General features: G+C 33.8%; 21 protein-coding genes and 1 other RNA gene. 11 read left to right on the top strand and 11 right to left on the bottom strand.

The window, feature by feature from the left end; genetic code table 11:
• The 6 genes from WBY99_RS04475 to WBY99_RS04450 all read right to left on the bottom strand — a co-directional run.
• Nucleotides 1-529, bottom strand: a 529-nt coding sequence (locus WBY99_RS04475) for a thioredoxin family protein (RefSeq protein ID WP_423975135.1), incomplete at its 3' end; no start/stop codon positions are given.
• 36 nt (nt 530-565) lie between these two features.
• Nucleotides 566-2,077 carry a peptide MFS transporter gene (locus WBY99_RS04470; protein ID WP_423975134.1) on the bottom strand — a complete coding sequence of 504 codons (1,512 nt, stop codon included), beginning with the start codon at nt 2,075-2,077 and terminating at the stop codon, nt 566-568.
• A 26-nt stretch (nt 2,078-2,103) separates the two neighbouring features.
• A complete protein-coding gene (locus WBY99_RS04465) occupies nt 2,104-3,099 on the bottom strand; it encodes a PDDEXK nuclease domain-containing protein (protein ID WP_423975133.1) in 996 nt (331 codons plus the stop codon).
• Nucleotides 3,100-3,191: 92 nt separating this feature from the next.
• On the bottom strand, nt 3,192-4,940 hold the full coding sequence (locus WBY99_RS04460; protein WP_423975132.1) for a peptide MFS transporter: 1,749 nt from the start codon (nt 4,938-4,940) through the stop codon (nt 3,192-3,194).
• A gap of 133 nt (nt 4,941-5,073) precedes the next feature.
• Nucleotides 5,074-6,756 (bottom strand): peptide MFS transporter, encoded by a 1,683-nt coding sequence (locus tag WBY99_RS04455; protein WP_423975131.1) that lies wholly within the window; start codon nt 6,754-6,756, stop codon nt 5,074-5,076.
• 94 nt (nt 6,757-6,850) lie between these two features.
• The gene (locus WBY99_RS04450) at nt 6,851-8,977 is read right to left on the bottom strand and encodes a DPP IV N-terminal domain-containing protein (RefSeq protein WP_423975130.1); all 2,127 of its coding nucleotides are present in this window, start codon (nt 8,975-8,977) and stop codon (nt 6,851-6,853) included.
• Nucleotides 8,978-9,100: 123 nt separating this feature from the next.
• On the opposite strand from WBY99_RS04450, the gene WBY99_RS04445 reads away from it, so the two are divergent.
• Nucleotides 9,101-9,574: a hypothetical protein gene (locus WBY99_RS04445; protein ID WP_423975129.1), complete on the top strand. Its 474-nt coding sequence runs from the start codon at nt 9,101-9,103 to the stop codon at nt 9,572-9,574.
• Between the two features lie 63 nt (nt 9,575-9,637).
• On the opposite strand, the gene WBY99_RS04440 is transcribed toward WBY99_RS04445, so the two are convergent.
• The 3 genes from WBY99_RS04440 to WBY99_RS04430 all read right to left on the bottom strand — a co-directional run bounded on the left by WBY99_RS04440 (nt 9,638) and on the right by WBY99_RS04430 (nt 12,807).
• A complete protein-coding gene (locus tag WBY99_RS04440; protein ID WP_423975128.1) occupies nt 9,638-10,975 on the bottom strand; it encodes an AAA family ATPase in 1,338 nt (445 codons plus the stop codon).
• Between the two features lie 82 nt (nt 10,976-11,057).
• Nucleotides 11,058-11,582: a helix-turn-helix domain-containing protein gene (locus WBY99_RS04435; RefSeq protein ID WP_423975127.1), complete on the bottom strand. Its 525-nt coding sequence runs from the start codon at nt 11,580-11,582 to the stop codon at nt 11,058-11,060.
• A 133-nt stretch (nt 11,583-11,715) separates the two neighbouring features.
• The gene (locus tag WBY99_RS04430; protein ID WP_423975126.1) at nt 11,716-12,807 is read right to left on the bottom strand and encodes a TerC/Alx family metal homeostasis membrane protein; all 1,092 of its coding nucleotides are present in this window, start codon (nt 12,805-12,807) and stop codon (nt 11,716-11,718) included.
• A gap of 348 nt (nt 12,808-13,155) precedes the next feature.
• Between WBY99_RS04430 and WBY99_RS04425 the strand changes: the two genes are divergently transcribed.
• Nucleotides 13,156-14,262 carry a M14 family zinc carboxypeptidase gene (locus WBY99_RS04425; RefSeq protein ID WP_423975125.1) on the top strand — a complete coding sequence of 369 codons (1,107 nt, stop codon included), beginning with the start codon at nt 13,156-13,158 and terminating at the stop codon, nt 14,260-14,262.
• 50 nt (nt 14,263-14,312) lie between these two features.
• On the opposite strand, the gene WBY99_RS04420 is transcribed toward WBY99_RS04425, so the two are convergent.
• A complete protein-coding gene (locus WBY99_RS04420; protein WP_423975124.1) occupies nt 14,313-14,819 on the bottom strand; it encodes a DUF4920 domain-containing protein in 507 nt (168 codons plus the stop codon).
• A 254-nt stretch (nt 14,820-15,073) separates the two neighbouring features.
• Here WBY99_RS04420 and WBY99_RS04415 point away from each other — a divergent pair, with 254 nt between their 5' ends.
• The 7 genes from WBY99_RS04415 (at nt 15,074) to WBY99_RS04385 (ending at nt 20,962) form a co-directional block, all read left to right on the top strand.
• Nucleotides 15,074-16,483 carry an APC family permease gene (locus WBY99_RS04415; protein WP_423975123.1) on the top strand — a complete coding sequence of 470 codons (1,410 nt, stop codon included), beginning with the start codon at nt 15,074-15,076 and terminating at the stop codon, nt 16,481-16,483.
• Between the two features lie 351 nt (nt 16,484-16,834).
• Entirely contained in the window at nt 16,835-17,080 is a 246-nt protein-coding gene (locus WBY99_RS04410; protein WP_423975122.1) for a putative signal transducing protein, read from the top strand.
• A gap of 35 nt (nt 17,081-17,115) precedes the next feature.
• Nucleotides 17,116-18,027 carry a cation diffusion facilitator family transporter gene (locus WBY99_RS04405; protein ID WP_423975121.1) on the top strand — a complete coding sequence of 304 codons (912 nt, stop codon included), beginning with the start codon at nt 17,116-17,118 and terminating at the stop codon, nt 18,025-18,027.
• A gap of 110 nt (nt 18,028-18,137) precedes the next feature.
• Nucleotides 18,138-18,974 carry a 1,4-dihydroxy-2-naphthoyl-CoA synthase gene (locus WBY99_RS04400; protein WP_423975120.1) on the top strand — a complete coding sequence of 279 codons (837 nt, stop codon included), beginning with the start codon at nt 18,138-18,140 and terminating at the stop codon, nt 18,972-18,974.
• 76 nt (nt 18,975-19,050) lie between these two features.
• Nucleotides 19,051-19,980: a 1,4-dihydroxy-2-naphthoate octaprenyltransferase gene (gene menA, locus WBY99_RS04395; protein WP_423975119.1), complete on the top strand. Its 930-nt coding sequence runs from the start codon at nt 19,051-19,053 to the stop codon at nt 19,978-19,980.
• A gap of 6 nt (nt 19,981-19,986) precedes the next feature.
• Complete coding sequence (locus WBY99_RS04390; protein WP_423975118.1) at nt 19,987-20,259, top strand: hypothetical protein; 273 nt, start codon at nt 19,987-19,989, stop codon at nt 20,257-20,259.
• A gap of 22 nt (nt 20,260-20,281) precedes the next feature.
• Complete coding sequence (locus WBY99_RS04385) at nt 20,282-20,962, top strand: metal-dependent hydrolase (RefSeq protein ID WP_423975117.1); 681 nt, start codon at nt 20,282-20,284, stop codon at nt 20,960-20,962.
• Between the two features lie 7 nt (nt 20,963-20,969).
• On the opposite strand, the gene ffs is transcribed toward WBY99_RS04385, so the two are convergent.
• An RNA gene (gene ffs / locus WBY99_RS04380) (signal recognition particle sRNA small type) lies at nt 20,970-21,067 on the bottom strand.
• A gap of 73 nt (nt 21,068-21,140) precedes the next feature.
• Here ffs and WBY99_RS04375 point away from each other — a divergent pair.
• Nucleotides 21,141-21,719 (top strand): DUF4199 domain-containing protein, encoded by a 579-nt coding sequence (locus WBY99_RS04375; protein ID WP_423975116.1) that lies wholly within the window; start codon nt 21,141-21,143, stop codon nt 21,717-21,719.
• 66 nt (nt 21,720-21,785) lie between these two features.
• Nucleotides 21,786-22,736, top strand: coding sequence for a glycosyltransferase family 2 protein (locus tag WBY99_RS04370; protein ID WP_423975115.1), 951 nt, complete (start codon nt 21,786-21,788; stop codon nt 22,734-22,736).
• The last annotated feature ends 64 nt before the right edge of the window (nt 22,737-22,800 follow it).

The following is a 22,800-nucleotide window of genomic DNA, read 5'->3' as shown; positions in this document are numbered from 1 at the left end:
CTTTAATACTCGATTTGAATTTTTTCTGATAGTTTTCCCATTTTTCCCTTGTATTGATTTTTTTATACTCATCATTTGCAATAAATGGAATGTAAGGTTCAAGTTCTTTCGCAGTCAATGCTCCTTGTAAAATGGTAATTGGACTGCCTTTTTCATCTAAAAAAACAGTGCTAGGAATTGCATTTACATTCATATATTTCGTCAAATCGTGGAGCGAGTTTCTGTTTTTTCCTTCCTTGTAATCGACATTGGTAAAAGTTCTTTCAAATAAAGTGACGCTTTCTTTTCCTTCTGCATTAAATTTTACGGGATAATAATTCTCGTTTAGATACTTTGCAATTACCGGATGATTATAAGTGTTTTTTTCCATGATTTTGCACGGTGCGCACCAATCTGCATAGAAATCGATTAAAATTTTTCGAGGCTGTGTTTTTTGTGCTTCAACAGCTTGTTCCAAAGTCATCCATTTCACTTGTGAGTAAGCGAAAGAAATAAATAAAAGGCAAAATAAAAGGGCGATTTTTTTCATTTTATTTTGATGACTAAAGTCGTACCAAGTTCAGTATTATTTTACTTCTTGCATCAATTTTTTGACCAATGGTGAAATTAATATTAAAATAACCCCTGCGATTACTGCGTATAAACCTAATTCTTTGTATCCTGAAGTATAAGCTTGTAATTTTTCCATATTGGAAGTGCCCTCACGTGCAGTTGCCATATTTGCGCCGATAAGTCCTGCAACATATTGTCCGTAAGCAGAAGCCAGAAACCACATTCCCATCATCATTCCTTGTAATTTTTGGGTAGAAAGTTTGGTCATAATCGACAAACCAATAGGAGAGAGGCACATTTCACCCAAAGTAATGATAAATAATGCAATTGTAAATAAGCTTAAAGAAGTAACTCCTGCAGCATTTGCGAAAAATTTAGTGGCGAAAATGGCGTAAAACCCTAATCCTAAAAGTATAAATCCTAAACCGAATTTGATAATCGTGTTGGGTTCCAATTTCTTTTTACTGAGCCAAATCCAAAGTAAACCGATTGGTATGGCAACTAATAGAATAAAAAATGCACCTCCAGAATTATTAACTCCATTTGGATCTAAACCAAGCAAATCATTATTGAGGTTATGAGCAGCAAAAATACTTAACGAACCACCACTTTGCTCATAAATCCCCCAAAATACGATGGAGAAAAGAATGAATATCAATGCCGCTAAAAGCTTGCTTCGTTCTGCTTTAGTGACTTTAGACATTTCATAGAATAGATAAAGTAAAGTTAACGGTCCCACAGCATACATGAAATAATCGGTAAATTCGGTTTTTGCGACCATCACCATAATCATCGGAATGAAGATCAATGACAAAGCATAAACACTGTATTCTTTCCATTTTTCCATGGAAACCGTATCTCCATTTTTAAGTGTTTTTAAAGGTTGAAGTCCGATGGGTCCTAATCTTCTTTGAGTAAAAATAAAATTGACTAAACTGATAACCATTACCACTGCTGCTAAACCAAAAGCCACATTCCAATGCAATCCTTCGGGAATTAAATGGGAAAGCAATTCGCCTTTTCCAATCGCAATACACAGATAACCTCCGAGTAAGGCTCCTAAATTAATTCCGGCATAAAAAAGTGAAAAACCCGCATCTGTACGGTTGTCGCCTTTCTTGTATAATTTTCCGACCATGGTGGAAATGTTTGGTTTAAAAAAGCCTGTCCCAACAACGGTAAATGAGATTCCTAAAAAGAAAAACTGGTGTGGATCTACGGCTAAAATTAAACTGCCGATAATCATCAAAAAACCTCCCCAAAATAAAGACTTTCGGAATCCCAAAATTTTGTCCGCAAACAAACCTCCGACAAACGTAAAGGCGTAAACAAAAGCTTGAGTTGCGCCGTATTGCAGGTTGGCTTCTTTCTCGCCCAAGTTCAGTTGAGAAATCATAAAGAAAACGAGCATTCCGCGCATTCCGTAGAAACAGAAACGTTCCCACATTTCGGAGAAAAATAAGCTCCAGATTTGTTTCGGATATTTTCCTTTGAAATCTTGGATTTGGTCGAGGGTTAAATTCATAAGTAATAAGTAATTTTTTTAATCTTTTAGGATTGTGATTTTTTATCTTCTTGATCGAGTTCAAAACGAATTCTGTCTTGATCGATGATTTGTTTTAATTCTTCTTCTTTCGGTAAATATAAAAGATATTTGCTTGCAAACAGATTGTTTTTGTCATTTAGGACAGAATATTTCACAATGGTTTCGTCTTTTTCGGAACAAAGTAAAATTCCGATGGTGGGATTGCCGTTTTCGGATTTTTTAAAATCATCAAACATTCTCACGTACATATCGATTTGACCGATGTCTTGATGAGAAAGTTCGCCGGTTTTGAGATCAATAATGACGAAACATTTTAAAATATAATTATAAAAAACCAAGTCGATATAAAAATCGGAAGTATCGGTTGAAATGTGAAGTTGACGAGCTACAAAAGCAAAACCTTTCCCAAATTCTAATAAAAATTTTTGAAGGTGATCTATAATTGCTGTTTCAATTTCTTTTTCTGAAATTTTTTCGTCAGCTTTCAAACCTAAAAATTCAAAAATATAAGGATCTTTTAAAATGCTTTGAATGTTTTCGTTTGAATATTTTTTGTGTTCCAAAACTCTTTCATAAGCCAAAGAATTGATTTGTCTTTTTAAATCTCTTGAACTCCAATTGTTTTGAATGGATTCATCGATGTAGTAATTAATTTTATGTGAAGAGTCTATATTGAGTAACATTCTATAATGTGTCCAGCTCAATTGTTGACGCACTGCGTCAACAATTGGAAAAGTTTGATAAAACTTTCTCATATTGGAAAGATTGGTATAATCAAATCCTTTCCCGAATTCTAATGACAAACGTTTTGAAAGATTTTTTAAAACAAATTTTCCGTATTCGGCGCGTTCTTTTCCTTGTTGCTCATCTTCGACAATGAGTTGTCCGATTTGCCAATAGGTGAGCAACAATGCAGAATTGGCAACGCGAAAAACTTTTTCTCTCGCCTGAATGATAATCTGTTTTACAGATTGAAACAAAATATCTTCTGAAATTTCCATCAATTTTAAAATAGTAAAACTTTTGTAATGCACTACGAAAATAGAAAAAACCACCGAATAATCGGTGGTTTATATTTTATTTTCGAAAATGTTTAGTTTACTCCGTGCATCATTCTTTTCAAAATAGGAGATATCAAAGCTAAAATTGCTCCTGCAATTCCACAAAGAATTACAAATACCATGAAAAATTCAAATAAATTATGAATTTCAAATCCAACAAAACTATTATAAACCGTTGAGATTTGTTCCTTATTAAGAAGAGCTAACTGATCTGAACTTAAAGTAACTTTTTTATCTAAAACATCCTGAAGATTAATGCCTAACTCTGTAGCTTTTTGGTATTTATCTCCTGTTGCTGGTAAAATAGATCCCAAAGTTCCTGATAAAGCATAACCTGCAGCATTAGCAATAAAAAATACGCCAAATAAAAGGGATGCAAATCTTTTCGGTGCTAATTTTCCTACCAATGATAAACCGATTGGGGATAAACAAAGTTCTCCCATTGTTTGGATTAAATAAAGTAAGATTAACCATTTTACGGCTAAAAGTCCGGAGTTTCCTAAGTCTTTTACATTGTAAGCAATAATTAAATAACTCAATGCGATTAAACCTAGACCAATTGCTTGTTTTAAAGGCGAAACCGGTTCTTTCTTGTTTGCTCTTAATTTATCCCAAAGCATACTGAAAGGAACTGCCAAAACCACGATGAATAAACCATTAAAGATTTGTACCATTGATGGCGGCATATTCCAACCAAAAATATGTCTATCGGTTTGGTTGTCTGCAATAAATGTTAAAGATGAACCTGCCTGTTCGAAAGCTGCCCAAAAGAAAATGATAAAAAATGATACAATATAAATTACCCAAATTCGATCTCTTTCTACTTTGTTTTCGGTTGCTGACATTATTAAATAAGCCAATGCAAGTCCCATAGAATAGATGAACGGATAAATAACTGCTTTCACAAATTCGCCCATTCCGACAGATCCAAATCCGATCTTATCTACAAATAAATATTGGAATCCAAAGAATGTTAATACAAAAACAGCCACGGCAATACCGATTGATTTTCCAGAGAAATTAGCAGTTTGAGATTCACCTTCTTCAAAATCTTCTGCGGTGTTTTGACTTGGTAATCCACCAATTGGTCTTCCTTCTGGTGTTACAACGTATTTGTTTTTAAGTAAAACGAAAGTCAATGTTCCAATAACCATCGCTAAAGAAGCAGCTAAAAAGCCCCATTTGAAAGCGTGAATATCTCTTATTCCACCTGCGTCTTTCACATCTCCTAAGAATGGACAAATAAACTGACCTAAAAATGCTCCCAAGTTAATTCCCATGTAGAAAATGGTAAATGCAGAATCTAATTTCGATTTTTCCTGTTTTGGATAGAGACTTCCCACCATTGAAGAAATGTTTGGTTTAAAGAAACCATTCCCAAAAATAATAACTCCTAAAGCAATCCACATCAGCATTTGAGCAGAACTCAAACTGGAGTCGAATGTAGAAGCACTCATAAACATCAAAAATTGTCCAATCGCCATGAGTGTTCCTCCGACAATAATGCAATATCTATTTCCCAAAAACCGGTCTGCAATAAAACCTCCAAGCATTGGGGTAAGATAACAAAGAGCCAAAAATCCACCGTAGATGATGGTAACTTCTCCTTCCTTCATTAGCAAGGAGTTCACCATAAAGAGCGTCAATAAAGCACGCATTCCATAAAAGTTGAAACGCTCCCACATTTCTGTACCAAAAAGTACCCACAAGCCTTTTGGGTGTTTCGTTTTTGGTTCATTGATCAGTTCATTACTTGAGTTCACTGCTTCTAGCTCATCCATATTATAGTGTTAATTAATTGTTAAGATTAGCAAATATAGTTTTTTTTCTATTTGTGAAGAAGTATGAATGGTAATTAAACGAGAAAAGTGCTGAATTATACAAAACTTTTCTCTTCTTTTATTATTAAAGCAATTAGTTTACGCCTTTTTCTTTCATAATTTTATTAAGTCTCTTCAAAATTGATAGCCCTAATAAGGTGGCAATTAATAATAGACCAAAGTTTACAATAAAAAAATACGCTTTGTTATCATACTCATACCAGAAACTTGCTAAAACTCCCGAAAGTTTATTACCAATAGAAGTGGAGAGGAAGAATCCTCCCATCATTAATGCTGTAATTCTGGGTGGCGAAAGTTTTGAAACCAACGATAATCCCATCGGTGAGAGGCATAATTCGCCCAAAGTAATAACTCCGTAGGAAGCGATTAACCATATTGCCGATACTTTTACCAAACCATTGTTCCCAGCGTAAACTGCGCCTACCATTACCAAACAGGATAAAGCGGAGATAAATAAACCTAAAACAATTTTTGAAGGAGTAGTGGGTTCTTTGCCCTTTCTTCGAAGGAACATGAAGAATCCAACAACGACTGGAGTTAATAAAATCACCCACGCAGGATTGATCGATTGGAATAATTCGGTATTATAAAGCGCTACTTCTTGGTTGGGATTAGCTTCTAATTTTGCGCGTTCGCTATCAGAAATATTTCGGAAATAAATATCCTGACCCATTTCTTTTACCGGATTTCCTTCGGCATCTTTTACCGTTCGGTATTGATCATCATATTCTGAAACTTCCTTCTTTTCATAGGTTTTTCCTTTAACACCATCTTTACCATCAATTAAATTGATTGCTCGTAAAGGTTCAATTAAAGGTGCTGGAATTGAACGATCGGTGTAATTATTTGCCCAACGCGTTAATGCTGTACCGTTTTGTTTAAATACCGCCCAGAACATAACACTTACAGCGAAAATAGCCAGCAAAGCACCAATCGGTCTTTTGTCCTCCGAATTAGCCTTTACATAAAGCATAATATAAAAATAAATCACTGGAATACAGGCAAATATAAATGCATCCGTAGAATCGCTACCAAAAATATTATTAGGAATCATCCATCCGATAAATCCTGCAATGATCGCGGGTAAGAAAACCTTCAACAAAACATCTGAAATTTTGGTATCTCCTTCCTGAGAAGGTTTCAAAATGTTAGCCTGAAAGATATGTTTTCTTCCTAAAGTAAAAACAAATAGTCCGATAAACATCCCAACTCCTGCGGTCATAAACGCAGGTCCCCAACCATATTTATTCCTCATAAAGGCAGCAATAATATTGCAAATAAAGGCACCAATATTTATTCCCATATAGAAAATATTGTAACCAGCATCTTTGTTGTCTTTGTAAGGATCTTCATTATAAAGATTTCCTAAAAGTGTAGAAATACTTGGTTTAAAAAATCCATTTCCTAAAATGATCAAACCTAATGAAGCGTAGAACATCGGTAATTCTTTAAACAAACCAATTCCCAAATATCCCAATCCCATTAAAGTACCACCAATATAAATTGCTTTGATGTAGCCTAAAATTTTATCGGCCAAGAAACCACCCAAAAATGGCGTAAGATAAGTTAACGCAATAAAAGTTCCGAAAATATCGTCTGCACTTTTATCATTGAAAGCAAGTCCTCCTTTTTCACTATCGATCATGTACAAAACGAAGATTCCTAAAATTAAATAGTAACCGAATCGTTCCCACATTTCCGTGAAAAAAAGATAGGGTAATCCTTTAGGGTGTTTGCTGGTTGTTTTTTGTTCCATTTTCTAAGTTTAATTCTGGCAAATATATAGTAATAAGTTTAAATAAAAAAAGCCCTCAACTTAAAGACTTGAGGGCTTTTTAATACATGTTTTTTTACAAATTTTCCAGTAGGAAATCGGTCATTTTTTCATACAATTGCGGTCTTGTATTTCCGCCATAAATTCCGTGGTTTTTATCTGGATACGCCATGAATTCAAACTGTTTTTTGTTTTGAATTAAAGCTTCTGAAAACTCAATAGAATTCTGGAAATGCACGTTGTCATCAGCTGTCCCGTGAATTAAAAGAAATTTACCTTTTAATAATTGTGCATAACTCGTCGGTGAATTATCATCATAACCTTTTGGATTTTCCTGTGGTGTTCTCATGAATCTTTCGGTATAAACAGAATCATAATATCTCCAGTTGGTAACAGGTGCAACTGCGATTCCTGTTTTGAAAACGTCTGCACCTTTTGTTAAAGCTAAACTTGCCATATAACCCCCAAAACTCCATCCGAAAATACCAATTCTGTCTTTGTTGATGTAGGATTGTTTTCCGAACCATTTTGCAGCTGCAATCTGATCTTCAATTTCGTATTTCCCTAAATTTAAGTAAGTCGATTTTTTATACTCTGTTCCTTTATAACCCGTTCCGCGACCATCAACGCAAGCTACGATATATCCTTTTTGAACCAAATGATTGAACCACAATCCATTTCCGGTATCCCAAGAATTAGCCACTTGCTGTGAACCAGGACCAGAATATTGAAACATAAATAAAGGATATTTTTTATTCGGATCAAAGTCTTTCGGCTTCATAATCCAAGCATTCATTTGATCGCCTACTTCATTTGGAATGGTGAAAAACTCTTTGGTCACCATATTATCTGCCTGAAGTTTTTTAAATTGTTCTTCGTTATTTTGAAGTTCTTTCAACGTTTTACCATTTCCATCTTTCAAAACATAAGTATAAGGTTCTGTGGCTGAAGAAGATGTTTGGATGAAGTAATTATAATTTTGACTAAAATTAGCACTGTTCGTTCCGGATTTATTAGAAATTAAAGTGGTTTTTCCGGTTTCGATATTTACTTTAGAAATGACTTTGTTAATGCTTCCTTCCTGTGTAGTTTGTACTAAAACCTCTTTTGTTTTCGGATTATAACCGTAGTAATTGGTTACTTCCCATGCTCCTTTGGTAATTTGTTTTTTCAGTTTCCCGTTTTGGTCATACCAATAAAGATGTCTGTTTCCGTCTCTTTCAGCGCCCCAGATAAATGAATTATCAGCCAAGAACTCCAAAGTTACATTGTCGGTATCGATCCATCTTTTGTCAGATTCGGTGAAGAGTTTGGTAACATCTCCAGTTTTGGTATTTACTTTTAAAATGTCCGAAGCATTTTGTAATCTTTCCGAAGTAATTAAAATAATCTCATCGGGTTTCGCCGTTTTATAAACATCTGGAATATAATAATTTTTAAAATTACTGAGATTTAAAGCAATGGTTTTCGCCGAATCCAAACGATACAATTGTGCCGAAACTACAGAGTTATTTGCACCTGCTTTCGGATATTTAAATTTCATTTCAGAAGGGTAGAGTTGCTTTTCATACATCGTAATCGACATTTCTGGAACGTCCGTTTCATTGGATTTTACATACACAATAGCATCCGAATTTTGAGTCCATTCGTAGAGTTTTGCATGGCCGAATTCTTCTTCATAAACCCAATCTGCAAGACCGTTTAGAAGTGAATTTTTCTTACCATCAGTAGTGATTTGTGTAATTTTTCCAGAATGCAGATCTTGATAAAAAAGGTTGTTATCAGCAATAAATGCTACTTTACTTCCATCTGGCGAAAAGCTAGGTTCTTGCACAAAATTACCATCATTTAATTTCAGGATTTTTCCAGATTTCAAATCTTTAACTTCAAATTCGCCGAAAAAGGAATGTCTGTAAATAGGATGACTGTTTTTTAATAAAAGGATTTTGGATTCATCATCATTAAAAATATACGATTGGAAATTTCCATCTACAATATTTCCTTCTTTTTTAGATGTTTTGTAAGAATATTTTGCAATTCCACCAGATTCAATAACGGCGTAGTTTTCTCCATTTTTAAGGGAAGCGATTCCGGAAATTCCTTTGCCTCTGTAATAACCAGAATAGATTTTGTCTAAGGTAATTTCTTGGGAGAAATAGGCAACAGAAGTTAGAATAGTAATTGATACAAGGATTTTTTTCATAATTAAAATTGATAAGATTTTCAAAGATAGCAAATTTCTTAAAATACCGTTAAACTTTTTCTTAATCACTTTTAATGGCAATATTATTGATATTATTTACATAATTAATAAAAAATAATCGTTATGGAAACTTATAATTCAGAAAAATTAGTAAAATATCAAATTGATGATCAGGAAATTATAGTCGGATTTGCGACCTATCAAGATGCTGAGAGTTATGCCGCAGAAAATAATGGTCATTTAGTTGAAGTAGGATTTAAAGATGGAAATGACAATCCACAGTTGACTAATGAAGCAGCATTAATTGATCGAAAACTTCATTATGTTGTAGAAGCTGGTCCCGAATATCGATTTATTCATTCATCTGATTCTGAATTTAGGGATTTTGCAGATCGACTTCAGGCAAGGAAATCACATTTGGATGAAGAAAGTCTCGAAGAAAAATATATTTCAAACGCTGAAATAGAAATACAAGAGGATCCTATTATCGTTCTTAAAAACAATGAATTCGAATCAGTAACTTCTAGGGAACGTTCGAAATATTTAAAACATGCGCATGTTTATGAAATAGGAGTTCTAAAAACGGTTACCTCTTAAAAAGAAATATAATTGTAGAGTATTAAAAAAAATAACTTATTGAAAAACAATAAGTTATTTTTTTTAATTATTGTGACTAAAGCCTATTGGTTTTTTGGGTTCATCTACAATTTTATAATGTTCTATTTCGTTTTTTAGTGCTTCAATTCTTTGGGTAAAATCTTCATAATTATTCATAGAAACATCGAAGAGAAATTGTTGAATTTGATCCAGATAATTTCCGGTTAATTTTGAAGAAGCATCTCGTAAAGAAGCATCTAGCATTTTCGGTGTAATTTTTATCGTTGTTGAATTGTCTTTTAAGTAGATATTTCTAATCCGTTTTTTCAAACTCTGGGTAAAATCAATCAACATTGTATTCGAAAATACTTGCATTTTTTTCGAGATTTCTAACCAAAATGGAAGTTGATGTGCTTTATTATTTTCTAAAATTTTGATCAGTAAAGCATCTTCCGAAAGACCACGTGTCATATGATAAAAAAGAATTTCTGAACGTTCTTTTGTATTAGGAGGAAATATGGGAATCAGGACATCGAATCGACCTGGGGCAAGAAGTTCTCGATCAATTTTCTCTAATGAATTGGCTGCACCAACCATCAATATTTTTTCTTTTTCGAAATGACTGATATAATGCAAAATTATTTCTTTCGTTTCTTCATCGAAACTTTTTACAGATTGATTTTCGCTACGTTCAGCCATTAATTGGTCGAAATCCTCTAAAAAAAGAAGTACCTTTTCTGATTTCATCATCTGAATTAGAAAATCATTAAAGGTTATTTTCTGGTTATCTACAAAAGAAGTTCCCAGAAAATGCTTTTTTATTTCTTTGAATTCATAATTGATAATCTCTGCTATTTTTTTAGCCCAAAATATTTTACCACTTCCTGGCGGACCATAAAGAACAATTCCCGCAGGTTTATGAATTCCCCAATCTTCCACTGAAAGGTTACTTAAATAAGGTTCTAAAGTTTGGGTGATAAAGAAAAACAAATCGCGATAACCTATGAAATCTCTTTCTGCTAATCGGGTACTTTTGCCAAAATAATTATAAACAAATTCGTAATTTCCCCCTAATTTATTATCGATTCCGAAACTTGAAACCGATGATTTATATTTGCCATTATCAAATAATTTGGGTTTATCTTTTTTAATGATTTCAGCAACTTTTTCTGTTGGTTGATCGATATTTTCGGCAATATCTTCAATGGATTTATTTTGATTTAAATCTTCCGAATATTTCCTTAAAAAAGCAATATTCTCTCGGGCAAATTTCACAAAATCATCTTTGACCTCAAAGTTGGTGGTAATACATTCTGAAAGTTCCAAATCAAAATCCTGAATAAATTTGATAAAACTTTCGGTAGGGATTTTAAGTTCTTTTGCAAGTTCAGCCAATTTCATATAAATCCATTTTTAAGAATACAATCAAATGTACAAATTAAATTCTTGAAGTTCTATCAGAAATTAAATTCAATATCGAGAATTATGGTTCAAAAGTTTCAAATTTTCCATTTTCATAAAAGAAAACGATCTTCTTTATACTAACTTTTTGATTATCTGTTGATTGCATTATTGTTTCTGGTTTTGAAATCCCTAATCGCTGAGAATCGGATATTTTTTCTTTTTCAATTACTGGTGCAGTAATTTTCGATTCTCGTGGAACTTCAATTTCGATACGATCTTCAGATTCTGTAATTCCAAATGCCTCATCGTTAATTAAAGAGAATAAATCGGGCAGGGAAGTAGATTTTGGTTTTTCAGGTGCTACCTTAATCTCAACTGGAGTGGCTGCCTTTTTCAACATTTCACCTTCACCTTCAATCAGCCATTCCCATTCTAATTCGGGATAGCGAATTTTAATCTTCATTAGAAAATCTAATGAGGGTTTATTTCTTCCAGATGTGATATGAGAAATACTCGAGCGCGGTACTTCAATTTCATCTGCGAATTCTGATAGTGATAATTCAGAATAGGCAATAACTTTAGAAATTCTTTCCTTTAAATCCATATTACAAATGTAAAAATAATTTCACAATTATAAATCACAAATGTTAATCAATTCAAAAATCAACATATTACAAACGTAAAATAACAATGTAATTATCTGATTTGTAATATCATTATCTGTTTACAATATTAAATTATTTACGAAAATGATCGTCATCTTTAGGATTATATTTCAATTTTCTCTCTTTTTTATGTTCTGGTAAAACGAGGGAAAGGAAGATACTTCCACCTAATATCCCCACAATAATAAACAGCGAATCGGTTGTTGAAAAGCCTAATTGATTAAGATATTCATGGAATAACATTTTCAAACCGATGAACGTTAATAAGAGTGCTAAACCAACTTTTAAGAATCTAAATTTATCGATAACTCCTGCTAATAAAAAGAACATAGAACGCAATCCGATAATGGCAAAAATATTAGAAAAGAAGACAATATAAGGATCTTTGGTAACAGAAAAAATTGCGGGAATACTGTCAACAGCAAAGATTAAATCGGTAATTTCTATGATGATAAGAACTAAAAATAAAGGTGTCATCTTATTAATTCCATTAATTTTTACAAAGAACTTATTACCGACAAAGTGGTTATGTACCTTAAAATACTTATTGGCAAACTTAACCACAGGATGATTTTGGGTATCAATCTTATCATTATTATCTTTCTCAAAAAACATCTTAACACCTGTGAATACTAAGAAAGCTCCAAATATATACATGATCCATTCGAACTTCTGAATAAGTGCTGCACCTACAAATATAAATACAAACCTCATGGCGATTGCACCCAAAATACCCCAGAACAATACCCGATGATAATTCCTTGGAGCCACGCCGAAAGCCGTGAATACCAAGACCATTACAAAGATATTATCCACAGAGAGGGCATATTCTACCACATATCCGGTTAGATATTCAAGACCAAGATTTTGATTGTATAAATAAATACTACTTCCTAAATCGCCAGGAATGATTTTAACAGGATGATGATGCTTAGAAATGACCTGTTGTAATTTTTCGATACTGTCGATGCCATGGAGTAGGTGGCCGTAATTTGTTAGAATAAAATAGAAACACATTGAAAGTACAACTACAAAAAAACTCATCAAGCCAGCTTGTTTCATAGAAACCGTATCTGACTTTTTATTCAATAGACCTAAATCCAAAGCCAAAATAATAAAGATAAAAGCAAGGAAGCCTAATAAGAAAATACTCTCGTTTGTCATATAAATTTTAAAGAACAAATATAATCAAATTAAAGAATTGCCGAATATTTACAATTGTAAATGGTTCTGAAAATAGCTTATGAGATGTTTATAACTCGTTTATGTTACTTACCGTCAAATGGGGTTTTTCACAGTGTTTTTCACTTAAAGCAAATATCAATATTTAATTTAAGTAAACTAAATAATTATCTGAATCATAATAAGTTATAAATTTAAATTAAAAATAATGCAATCCACAATTTTACCAACAGACATTCTGGCATTTTGAATTGTTTAATGAATTTACAAAAGTTAATTTTATTTTTCAGAAAGAAAATTCTAAATTTGGAAATTGTAAAATTCAATAAGATGTCGTCAAACCTAAAGTACCTACAAAACCCTAGTTTCCCCAACCGCTATATTTCCCCGGAAAAATTATTTAATTTCCTACAGACGAATTACAGAGATCTTATTAAGCAAGTTGGTTCGTCTTATTTGGAGAAACCTATTTATAAGATGAGCTTGGGAAATGGAGTAATCAAAATTTTAGCTTGGTCGCAAATGCATGGAAATGAATCAAATGCTACCCACGCAATGTTAGATTTATTAGAAACTTTTAATCATCAACCAGAGCTAAAAGAGGAATTATTTTCTAAAATTACTTTAGATTTTATTTTCATGCTTAATCCTGATGGTTCAGAAAAATGGACCAGAAGAAATGGACTCGATATCGATCTTAACAGAGATTTTTTAAAACAATCAAGTAAAGAGTTTCCTATTCTTAAAGAAATAGCCCAAAAGGGATCTTACGACTATGCATTAAATCTTCATGAGCAAAGAACCATTTTTAGTACTGATGGAGTTCATCCGGCAACCCTTTCTTTTTTAGCGCCATCTGAAGATTTTGAAAGAACAATCACTGAAACGCGGAAAAAAACAATGGCCGTCATTTCACGAATTTATAATCGACTTAAGAGTGATATTCCTAATCAAATTGCGAGATATTCCGATGAATTTTATCCGACTTCTACGGGAGATAATTTTACGAAAATGAGATTACCATCGATATTATTTGAAGGTGGGCATTTTGCAAATGATTATTTAAGGAAAGAAACCAGGAAATATTATACAATCGCTTTTTATGAAGCTTTGTTGGCGATTACTGAATTAAATGGCGCAACTGATGGGTGGGAAACTTATCGTGAAATTCCAGAGAATAAAGAATCACATTATGATTTGATTTACAGAAATGTAAAACTCAATACCGATTTTGAATGTATTCTAGATATCGCAGTTCAGTATAAAGAAGAAATAAAACCGAATGCTGACGAGATTTCTTTCACACCCATTGTTGTAGAAGTTGGCGATATTGGCAAAAAGAAAGGTTGGAAAGAAGTTGATTGTACAGGGAAAACTTTTGTTTCAGATAAAAAATTCCCGAAATTAGATGAAGAAGTAGATTTCAAAATTGTATAAAAAAAGCGAAGTTGCTGGACTTCGCTTTTATATTGCTGTAAGGAATAAATTTAGTTAACGACTTTGATTCCGCTCGCCATAAATCTGATTTCTTCTTCTGGTTTGGTAATGGCATCAATTTCCGATTGTGGTTTTTTCGCATCTTCGGCGTAATGTTTTTGCTCATCTACAGAAGTAATTTTCATTTCTGCATTACCTTCTAAAACGACCGTTTTTCCTTCCAAAGCGGTTGGTACAAAGAATCCATAATCTTTCATTTTTACGAAAAACTTCTCATTATTATCCGTTTCTACGGTGAACCAACATCCTTTTTTATCGCACACTTTAACTACTTTTCCTTTTACAGAAACGTTCTCTACCTTCGCAGATTTTTTTAATTTTTGATCCAATTTCTTGGTCGTCATTGCAGATTTTTCTGCTTTTGCAGAAACGCCTGCTCCATAAATATCTCCAACCAAAGCTTTTCCTTCTGGTGGACCAACTTTTTTAGCTTCCGTTCCTTGCGCAAAAGCAACTGTGGAAAGGATCAGGGAGAATAAAAGAACAAATTTTTTCATTGGATTAATTTTTACAAAAGTATAAAATATTTTTCAATCAGAATTGTTTAAGAATCAGTTATTTGTGTTATTTGTACTATAATTATAATTAAAATATTAAATTCTTTACATAAAATGTATATATTTATCCCTTTCAAAATTGAATTCAAAATGAGGTTGCTGTTTTTATTTAAGGAAAATCTGCATTGAAATAATAACTCATATAATTTTTAAAGAAAAAAAGAACCTTATTTTCTCTCTAATCTGAAATTGCTATGAACAAAAAACTAAAACTTTGGGATGCTACCATGCTGGTAATGGGCTCCATGATCGGAAGCGGAATTTTTATTGTCAGTTCAGACATGATGCGGAATTTAGGTTCCGGATATTGGTTAATTGCCGTTTGGGTTATTACAGGAATCATGACTATTGCTGCTGCAATTTCGTATGGTGAACTTTCTTCGATGTTTCCAAAAGCTGGTGGACAATATACTTATATCACCGAAATGTTTGGCAAAATGTCTGGTTTTCTTTACGGTTGGGGATTATTTACCGTCATCCAAACTGGAACAATTGCTGCGGTAGCAATGGCTTTCGGGAAGTTTACCGCTTATTTAATTCCTGCGCTTAATGATTCTCAACCCATTTTTCAAAGTGGCGGATTCAAAATTACTTGGATTCAGATTCTAGCAATCGGTATTGTTTTATTGCTGACTTATATTAATTCACGAGGTTTAAAAAATGGTAAAATTTTACAAGATGTTTTTACTTCTTCTAAAATTATTGCACTTTTAGGAATTATCATTTTCGGAGTGATTTTAGTGAAAAATTCCCAATGGGCAGAAAATATGAGTTTCGGCTGGAATGCTTTTCAGGATTTTGGCAAAGACGTAGGAAATACTTTAGAACCAACTAGCTGGAAATCCATTGGAGGAATTACCCTTTTAGGCGGAATCGCAGCAGCAATGGTCGGTTCAGTGTTTAGTTCAGTGGCTTGGGAAAATGTTACCTTTATGTCTGGTGAAATCGAAAATCCTAAGAAAAATGTCGTGAAGGCAATGGTTTTAGGAACGTCTATTGTGATGGTTTTATACCTTTTTGTCAACTTTGTTTACCTTCATGCGCTTGATCGCAACGGAATTGCATTTGCTGATAATAATCGTCCTGCAGTCGCCGCTTCCCAAGTTATTTTTGGGAAAATTGGTACTATTATTATGGCGGTTTTAGTCATGATTTCTACTTTTGGATGCATCAATGGATTGGTTTTAGCGGGAGCAAGAGTTTTTCAAACCATGGCAAAAGATGGTTTGTTTTTCAAATCAGCTGCCGAAAATAATAAAAACGACGTTCCTGGGAAATCCCTTTGGATGCAGGGAACTTGGGCTTGTATTCTTGCGCTTTCCGGTCAATATGGTGATTTACTCGATATGATCTCCTTTATCATCGTTCTATTTTATATGGTTACTGTTTTCGGCGTTATATGGATGAGAATCAAACAGCCAAACTTAGAAAGACCTTACAAAACGTGGTTGTACCCAATAACACCAATTATTTATTTACTCATCGGAACCGCATTTTGTGTCCTTTTAATCATCTTCAAACCGCAATATACTTGGCCAGGATTCATCCTAATTTTAATCGGAGTTCCTGTGTATTGGTTCATTAATAGGAAGAAAACAGGCTAATAACCGATTTAAAAATGATTTTTTAGGAGCAACAAAGTTTGTGCTTTTTACGAGTTGCATACCCGCTTTCCACTGTATCTTTTTTCGTCGTTCCTCCTAAAAAAGGATGCTGTTGCAATCGGGGCTAAAAACTTATTTCCCGTTTTTTTACGAAAGCTCAAAGCCGATAATTTGTAAATAATTGGCTGGATAAATATCTTATAAAAGTGGAAATTTTTTGATTGCTGCCGAAACAAAAAATTCATTGAAAATTGATCTTCTCGTGTGATTTAAATAAATTTATTTCTAAGGAGAAGATGAATTAATTCACATTAAAATAAAAAAAAGTAAGTAACTTTCGAAAAAGAAAATATGTCAGAATTAGTCACCATTTTTCAATCTTCATATTTATATGAAATCGAAGTTGCCAAAACGAAACTCGCTTCCCGTGAAATCCCAAGTTATATTAAAAATGAATTTGTAAATAATATCGCAGTATTTCCTATTTCCCAAAACTACTATTTGATGGTCAGCGAACGAGATTTCGAAGCTGCCGAAAAAGTTCTTCAGGAAAATGATGAAATTTCTGAAGATGATCTTAATGATTCACTTCTTTAATTTCGAAAAAACAATAATCGATAACCAGAATATTTATGGCTCATAATCATTCCCATGATCATTCCTACGAAATCAATGTAAGCAATTTAAATCGCGCTTTCTATATCGGTATTGGATTGAATTTGGGTTTTGTGATTGTTGAGGCAGGCTACGGCTGGATTTACGATTCACTTTCTTTACTTTCGGATGCCGGACATAATTTAAGCGATGTAATGAGTTTGGCGTTGTCTTTAATTGCATTTAAATTATTAAAAAGAAAACCAACTTCAACTTATACTTACGGTTTTCGGCGGGCAACGATTTTAGCTTCTTTGGTAAATGCTATTTTACTAATATTGGCAGTAGGATTTATCATCTATGAGGCATTTGGTAGGTTTCAAAATCCGCAACCTTTAGAAGGTGGAGTGGTCTCAATCGTTGCATTTGTAGGGATTTTTGTGAATGGAATTACGGCGTGGCTCTTTCTAAAAGATAAAGAAAAAGACCTCAATGTAAAAGGAGCATATTTGCATATGATTGCTGATGCATTGATTTCCTTCGCAGTTGTAATTGGCGGAATCATCATTATTTATACCCATTGGTTTTGGCTAGATGCGCTGTTGAGTATTTTAATTGGCATCGTTGTTTTAGTTGGCACTTGGAGTTTGTTGACTCAAAGTTTAAAATTATCCTTAGATGGCGTTCCCGAAAATATAAATCCAGAAAAAGTAAAAGAAGAAATTCTTAAAATAAATGGAGTAATCGATTTTCAGCATGTTCATATTTGGGCTTTAAGTACCACTGAAAATGCCTTAACTGCTCACATTCGGATTTCTGAAAACTTAAGCATTCCCGAAATCGAAAATTTGAAAGAAACCATAAAGCATGAATTGGCGCATCTTCAAATTAAACATTCCACTATTGAAACTTATTTTGGAGAAAAACATTTTGATCAAGAAACTTTCTAAATAAAGCATATTTCTTCCTTTTAATAAACATATTTTTTTGAAAATCCAACGATTTTTCCTTTGGTGCTCCCTCTTAAAATTTCCTATCTTTACGCAAAATTTTACGCAAAATGACAGACTGGAAAACCGTCAAAGAATACGAAGATATTACCTACCAAAAAAAAGGAGGAGTCGCAAGAATCGCTATTAACAGACCGGAAGTGCGCAATGCATTTCGACCAAAAACAACCTCCGAATTATATGATGCTTTTTATCATGTTTCCGAAGATTCTTCGGTTGGCGTAGTTTTGCTCACCGGTGAAGGGCCAAGCCCGAAAGATGGCGGTCATGCATTTTGCAGCGGCGGTGACCAGAAAGCGCGTGGAGAACAAGGTTATGTGGGCGAAGACGGAAGACATCGTTTGAATATTTTGGAAGTTCAACGATTGATTCGTTTTATGCCGAAAGTGGTAATTGCGGTTGTAAACGGTTGGGCAGTTGGCGGCGGACATTCTTTGCACGTCGTTTGCGACTTGACTTTGGCGAGCGAAGAACATGCGATTTTCAAACAAACAGATGCCGATGTGACGAGTTTTGATGGCGGTTACGGTTCAGCATATTTGGCGAAAATGGTCGGACAGAAAAAAGCCCGTGAAATTTTCTTTTTAGGACGAAATTATTCTGCAAAAGAAGCTGAAGAAATGGGAATGGTAAACGCTGTAATTCCGCATGCAAAATTAGAGGAAACCGCCTACGAATGGGCGCAGGAAATTTTAGGAAAATCGCCTTTATCAATAAGAATGCTGAAATTCGCCATGAATTTAACCGATGACGGAATGGTTGGTCAACAAGTTTTTGCGGGTGAAGCAACACGTTTGGCTTACATGACGGACGAAGCTAAAGAAGGCAGAAACGCTTTTTTAGAAAAAAGAAAACCCGATTTCGGGGACGATAAATGGATTTCTTAAATATAATTGATGAATGATCGTTGATAATTAATTTTCAATTTCTCCTATCATTTCTCATTTATTAATCATCAATTATATGAATATTTGGATACAAGCCGCACGATTGCGCACTTTACCGCTTTCTATGAGCGGAATTATTATGGGAAGTTTCATTGCAAGATGGAGAATTTCTCAAAATGGAGGAACTTGGGATTGGAAGATTTTTGCACTCGCATTTTTGGTAACTTTATTATATCAAATCCTTTCAAACTTCGCAAACGATTACGGTGACGGAATTAAAGGAACTGATAAAAACAGGATGGGCGAAGCCGAACAAAGAGCCGTTGCTTCAGGAAAAATTACCGCAAATCAAATGAAAAATGCCGTAATTTTGTTTGCTGTTTTATCATTTTTGGCAACTTTGGCGTTGTTATATTTTGCCTTTTTCAAAGAAAATTTAATGAAAGAATTTTACATTTTCATTGGATTGGGAATCGCATGTATTTTGGCAGCAATTGGTTATACCGTTGGCAAAAAACCTTATGGTTACTTAGGTTTGGGCGATATTTTCGTATTCGTATTTTTCGGATTGGTTTCTGTTTGCGGAAGTTATTTTCTTTTCACCAAAACTTTCAGTTGGGATGTGCTTTTGCCTGCAACTGCCGTCGGAATGCTGAGCGCAGCTGTTTTGAATTTGAATAATATGAGAGATATTGAAAGCGACGCAGCGAGCGGAAAAAAAACCTTGGCTTTGCGATTAGGTTTCAAAAAAGCAATGGTATATGAAATTATTTTATTGCAATTGCCTCTTCTATTAATGTTGGTATTTATGATGATGAATGGTTTGCATACCGAAGGAAAATATTATGCATTTATCTTTTTCATTTTAATGCTTCCTATGACGGCATTACGTCGTAAAATTATGAACGTGAAAGAACCGAAAGAATTAGATCCGTTTTTAAAGCAAGTCGGGATTATGACTTTAATGATGGCGATTTTGGTGGCTTTTGGGCTGAATTATTTTTAAAATAATATGAAAGTAGAGTTTGCTAATGAAAGTCTTGCGATTTTCATTTTAGTAATGAATATTTATTTTTTATATGGATCTTTCAATATCATTAAAACTGAAGGAGGTCCAATGGGAATTGCGCTTATTGGTTTACCAGTATTTTTATTTATAAATTTATTTATCATTTCTGCTACTTGTACATTATTTAAAAAATTTGAATCCAATAAATTTTTATTGTTCCTAAATATTATTGGCACCTTTGGAATTTGTTTGATGATTCATCTATTTACTTCTTGAAACTATATTTTAAAATTAAAAAATGAAAATACAATACCTCGGACAAAACTGTTTTTTGTTCACTTACAAAGGAAAAAATATCCTAAGCGATCCTTTTTACAATTTCGGGAAAGCGCAATCGGGATTTGAAATTTCTGCGCAAAATATTGATTTTGTGTTGATTACTCACGCTCATGGCGATCATATTGCAGATGTGAAAGAAGTTTTACAACATCATCCACACGCTCAAATTATTGGTCAACCCGAAATTTGCGGATATTTTGGTCATCCGAATTCTATTGATATTAATTTCGGTGGTTCGGCGAAATTTGATGACATGAAAATTTCGATGGTTCCGGCAAGTCATACAAGTTCTTTTCCAGACGGAACTTACGGCGGCGAACCTTCTGGTTATATTTTCAGATTCGAAGGAAAAAATGTGTATTTGGCAGGCGACACCGGAGTAATGGCGGACATGGAAATGTTTCCGAAATTATTTGGAAACATCGATTTGGCGATACTTCCGATTGGTTCACATTATACGATGTGTGCCAGAAAAGCAAGTTTTGCCGCTTCAGAATTATTGAAAACCAAGAAAGTAATCGGTTGTCATTTCGATACTTTTGCGCCGATAAAAATCAATCATGAAGAAGCTTTGAAACGTTTCGAAGAAAAAGGAGTAGAGTTGGTGTTGCCGAAGTTGGGCGAAATATTTGAAATATAGGTACAAAAAATGGCAAGCTACCTAAATCACACCGCTACAACCGTTTACCTTTGCTGCGTTCCCACCCTGGAGGATTCACAGGAGCTGGTTGTTTAGGACTTGCCGTTGCAAATATACGCCTTTAATTCAAAATTCAAAATTCTAAACATAAAAAATAATATAATTTAGTACTTTAAAAATGATAAAAAATGTCTATACCATTGGTTTCATGCTGTTTATTGCAACAATGGTCGTTTTCTTTGGAATGTATTTTTTCGGAATGAATACCAATTATTTCGATAATACGATGCTTATCAATTCCTTTTTGATGCCTATTCTTTATCTTGCAGGTTCCTTCGCTTCTGTATATTCTCTAAGAAAAACAGGTGTGAAAATGGGATTTCGAGATGTTTTCGGACGCGCTTTTAAGCCGATGTTTGTAGGTGGCTTTCTTTCCGTAGTTACGATGTATCTGTTTTTGAACTTTGTAGATCCAGCTGCCAAAGATTTATTGAATTTTCAATACCTTGAAAGACAGAAGATTGAAATGGATAAAGAATACAACACTGCCAAGCCAATCCTAAAAACAGATGAACAAAAGGCAGAATTAGAAAAAGAGTATGAACAAAATAAATTGCGTATTTCACATGAAATGATCAAGGATAAAGATTTTTTTAGTTTTCGGCAGTTTTCATACTATTTTGCTGCAATTCTTATGTTCTATGTGATTTTATCTACGTTTTTTGCGAGTTTTTTCAGAAGCAGATCAGAACTTTAATCATTAATACAATTGCTGATTAAAAAAATAAACCACTAATTTTGTCTCAATAATCTTTTATCATCAATGAATTTATCCATCATCATTCCGCTTCTTAACGAAGAAGAATCCCTTGAAGAACTGTTTTCGAGAATCGACAATGTCTGCAAAACCGAAAACCTTTCATATGAAATTTGGTTTATCGACGACGGAAGCACCGATCTTTCCTGGAGTATTATCGAGAATTTAAAAGTTCAGCATCCACAAATTCATGGAATTAAATTTTCCAGAAATTATGGGAAATCGCAAGCTCTTCACGCCGCTTTCGAAAAAGCAAATGGCGACGTAATTATCACAATGGATGCCGATTTACAGGATTTTCCCGAAGAAATTCCGGAACTGTATAAAATGGTGAAAGAAGAAAACTACGACATTGTTTCGGGCTGGAAAAAGAAACGTTTTGACAATGTAATGACCAAAAATATTCCGTCCAAACTCTTCAATGCTGCGGCGAGAAAATTATCTGGCGTTGAACTTCACGATTTCAATTGTGGTTTAAAAGCGTACAAAAAACAAGTCGTGAAATCCATCGATGTTTACGGCGATATGCACCGATATATTCCGGTTTTGGCTGCGAATGCGGGTTTCCGTAGGATTACTGAAAAAGAAGTTCAACATCAAGCAAGACCTTATGGAACTTCGAAATTCGGAACCGAAAGATTTGTACGCGGATTTTTAGATTTAATAACGCTTTGGTTTGTAAGCCGTTTCGGTGGGCGACCGATGCATTTTTTCGGAGCGGTAGGAACTTTGATGTTTATCGTCGGATTTTTATCAGCATTTTGGCTCGGAATTTCAAAGTTAATCGATGTTTCCCACGGAATTTATGGACATCTTTTAACGAATAATGCTTGGTTTTTTATTGCATTAACGATGATGGTTTTAGGAACATTACTTTTCATTGCAGGATTTTTGGGTGAAATGATTATTAGAACCAATCGAGATCATAAGAATTATCATATTGATGAAGTGATGTAGAAAAAAAAACGAAGAAAGACCAATTCTGTAATCTTTGAATTTGAGCCGAAAAATAGTATATTTG

Origin of the sequence: Kaistella sp. (genome assembly GCF_049588135.1) — a bacterium.
Lineage (GTDB): Bacteria > Bacteroidota > Bacteroidia > Flavobacteriales > Weeksellaceae > Kaistella.
The sequence above is the reverse complement of the archived record's forward strand: the minus strand, read 5'-3'. Positions and strand labels throughout refer to the sequence as shown.

Coding starts and splice junctions, on each gene's coding strand:
- WBY99_RS04435 (WP_423975127.1), bottom strand. CDS start 11,582: ATGGATTTAAAGGAAAGAATTTCTAAAGTTATTGCCTATTCTGAATTA.
- WBY99_RS04405 (WP_423975121.1), top strand. CDS start 17,116: ATGGCTCATAATCATTCCCATGATCATTCCTACGAAATCAATGTAAGC.
- WBY99_RS04400 (WP_423975120.1), top strand. CDS start 18,138: ATGACAGACTGGAAAACCGTCAAAGAATACGAAGATATTACCTACCAA.
- WBY99_RS04370 (WP_423975115.1), top strand. CDS start 21,786: ATGAATTTATCCATCATCATTCCGCTTCTTAACGAAGAAGAATCCCTT.
- WBY99_RS04450 (WP_423975130.1), bottom strand. CDS start 8,977: ATGAAAAAAATCCTTGTATCAATTACTATTCTAACTTCTGTTGCCTAT.
- WBY99_RS04445 (WP_423975129.1), top strand. CDS start 9,101: ATGGAAACTTATAATTCAGAAAAATTAGTAAAATATCAAATTGATGAT.
- WBY99_RS04415 (WP_423975123.1), top strand. CDS start 15,074: ATGAACAAAAAACTAAAACTTTGGGATGCTACCATGCTGGTAATGGGC.
- WBY99_RS04460 (WP_423975132.1), bottom strand. CDS start 4,940: ATGGATGAGCTAGAAGCAGTGAACTCAAGTAATGAACTGATCAATGAA.
- WBY99_RS04430 (WP_423975126.1), bottom strand. CDS start 12,807: ATGACAAACGAGAGTATTTTCTTATTAGGCTTCCTTGCTTTTATCTTT.
- WBY99_RS04390 (WP_423975118.1), top strand. CDS start 19,987: ATGAAAGTAGAGTTTGCTAATGAAAGTCTTGCGATTTTCATTTTAGTA.
- WBY99_RS04465 (WP_423975133.1), bottom strand. CDS start 3,099: ATGGAAATTTCAGAAGATATTTTGTTTCAATCTGTAAAACAGATTATC.
- WBY99_RS04385 (WP_423975117.1), top strand. CDS start 20,282: ATGAAAATACAATACCTCGGACAAAACTGTTTTTTGTTCACTTACAAA.
- WBY99_RS04410 (WP_423975122.1), top strand. CDS start 16,835: ATGTCAGAATTAGTCACCATTTTTCAATCTTCATATTTATATGAAATC.
- menA (WP_423975119.1), top strand. CDS start 19,051: ATGAATATTTGGATACAAGCCGCACGATTGCGCACTTTACCGCTTTCT.
- WBY99_RS04375 (WP_423975116.1), top strand. CDS start 21,141: ATGATAAAAAATGTCTATACCATTGGTTTCATGCTGTTTATTGCAACA.
- WBY99_RS04425 (WP_423975125.1), top strand. CDS start 13,156: ATGTCGTCAAACCTAAAGTACCTACAAAACCCTAGTTTCCCCAACCGC.
- WBY99_RS04440 (WP_423975128.1), bottom strand. CDS start 10,975: ATGAAATTGGCTGAACTTGCAAAAGAACTTAAAATCCCTACCGAAAGT.
- WBY99_RS04470 (WP_423975134.1), bottom strand. CDS start 2,077: ATGAATTTAACCCTCGACCAAATCCAAGATTTCAAAGGAAAATATCCG.
- WBY99_RS04420 (WP_423975124.1), bottom strand. CDS start 14,819: ATGAAAAAATTTGTTCTTTTATTCTCCCTGATCCTTTCCACAGTTGCT.
- WBY99_RS04455 (WP_423975131.1), bottom strand. CDS start 6,756: ATGGAACAAAAAACAACCAGCAAACACCCTAAAGGATTACCCTATCTT.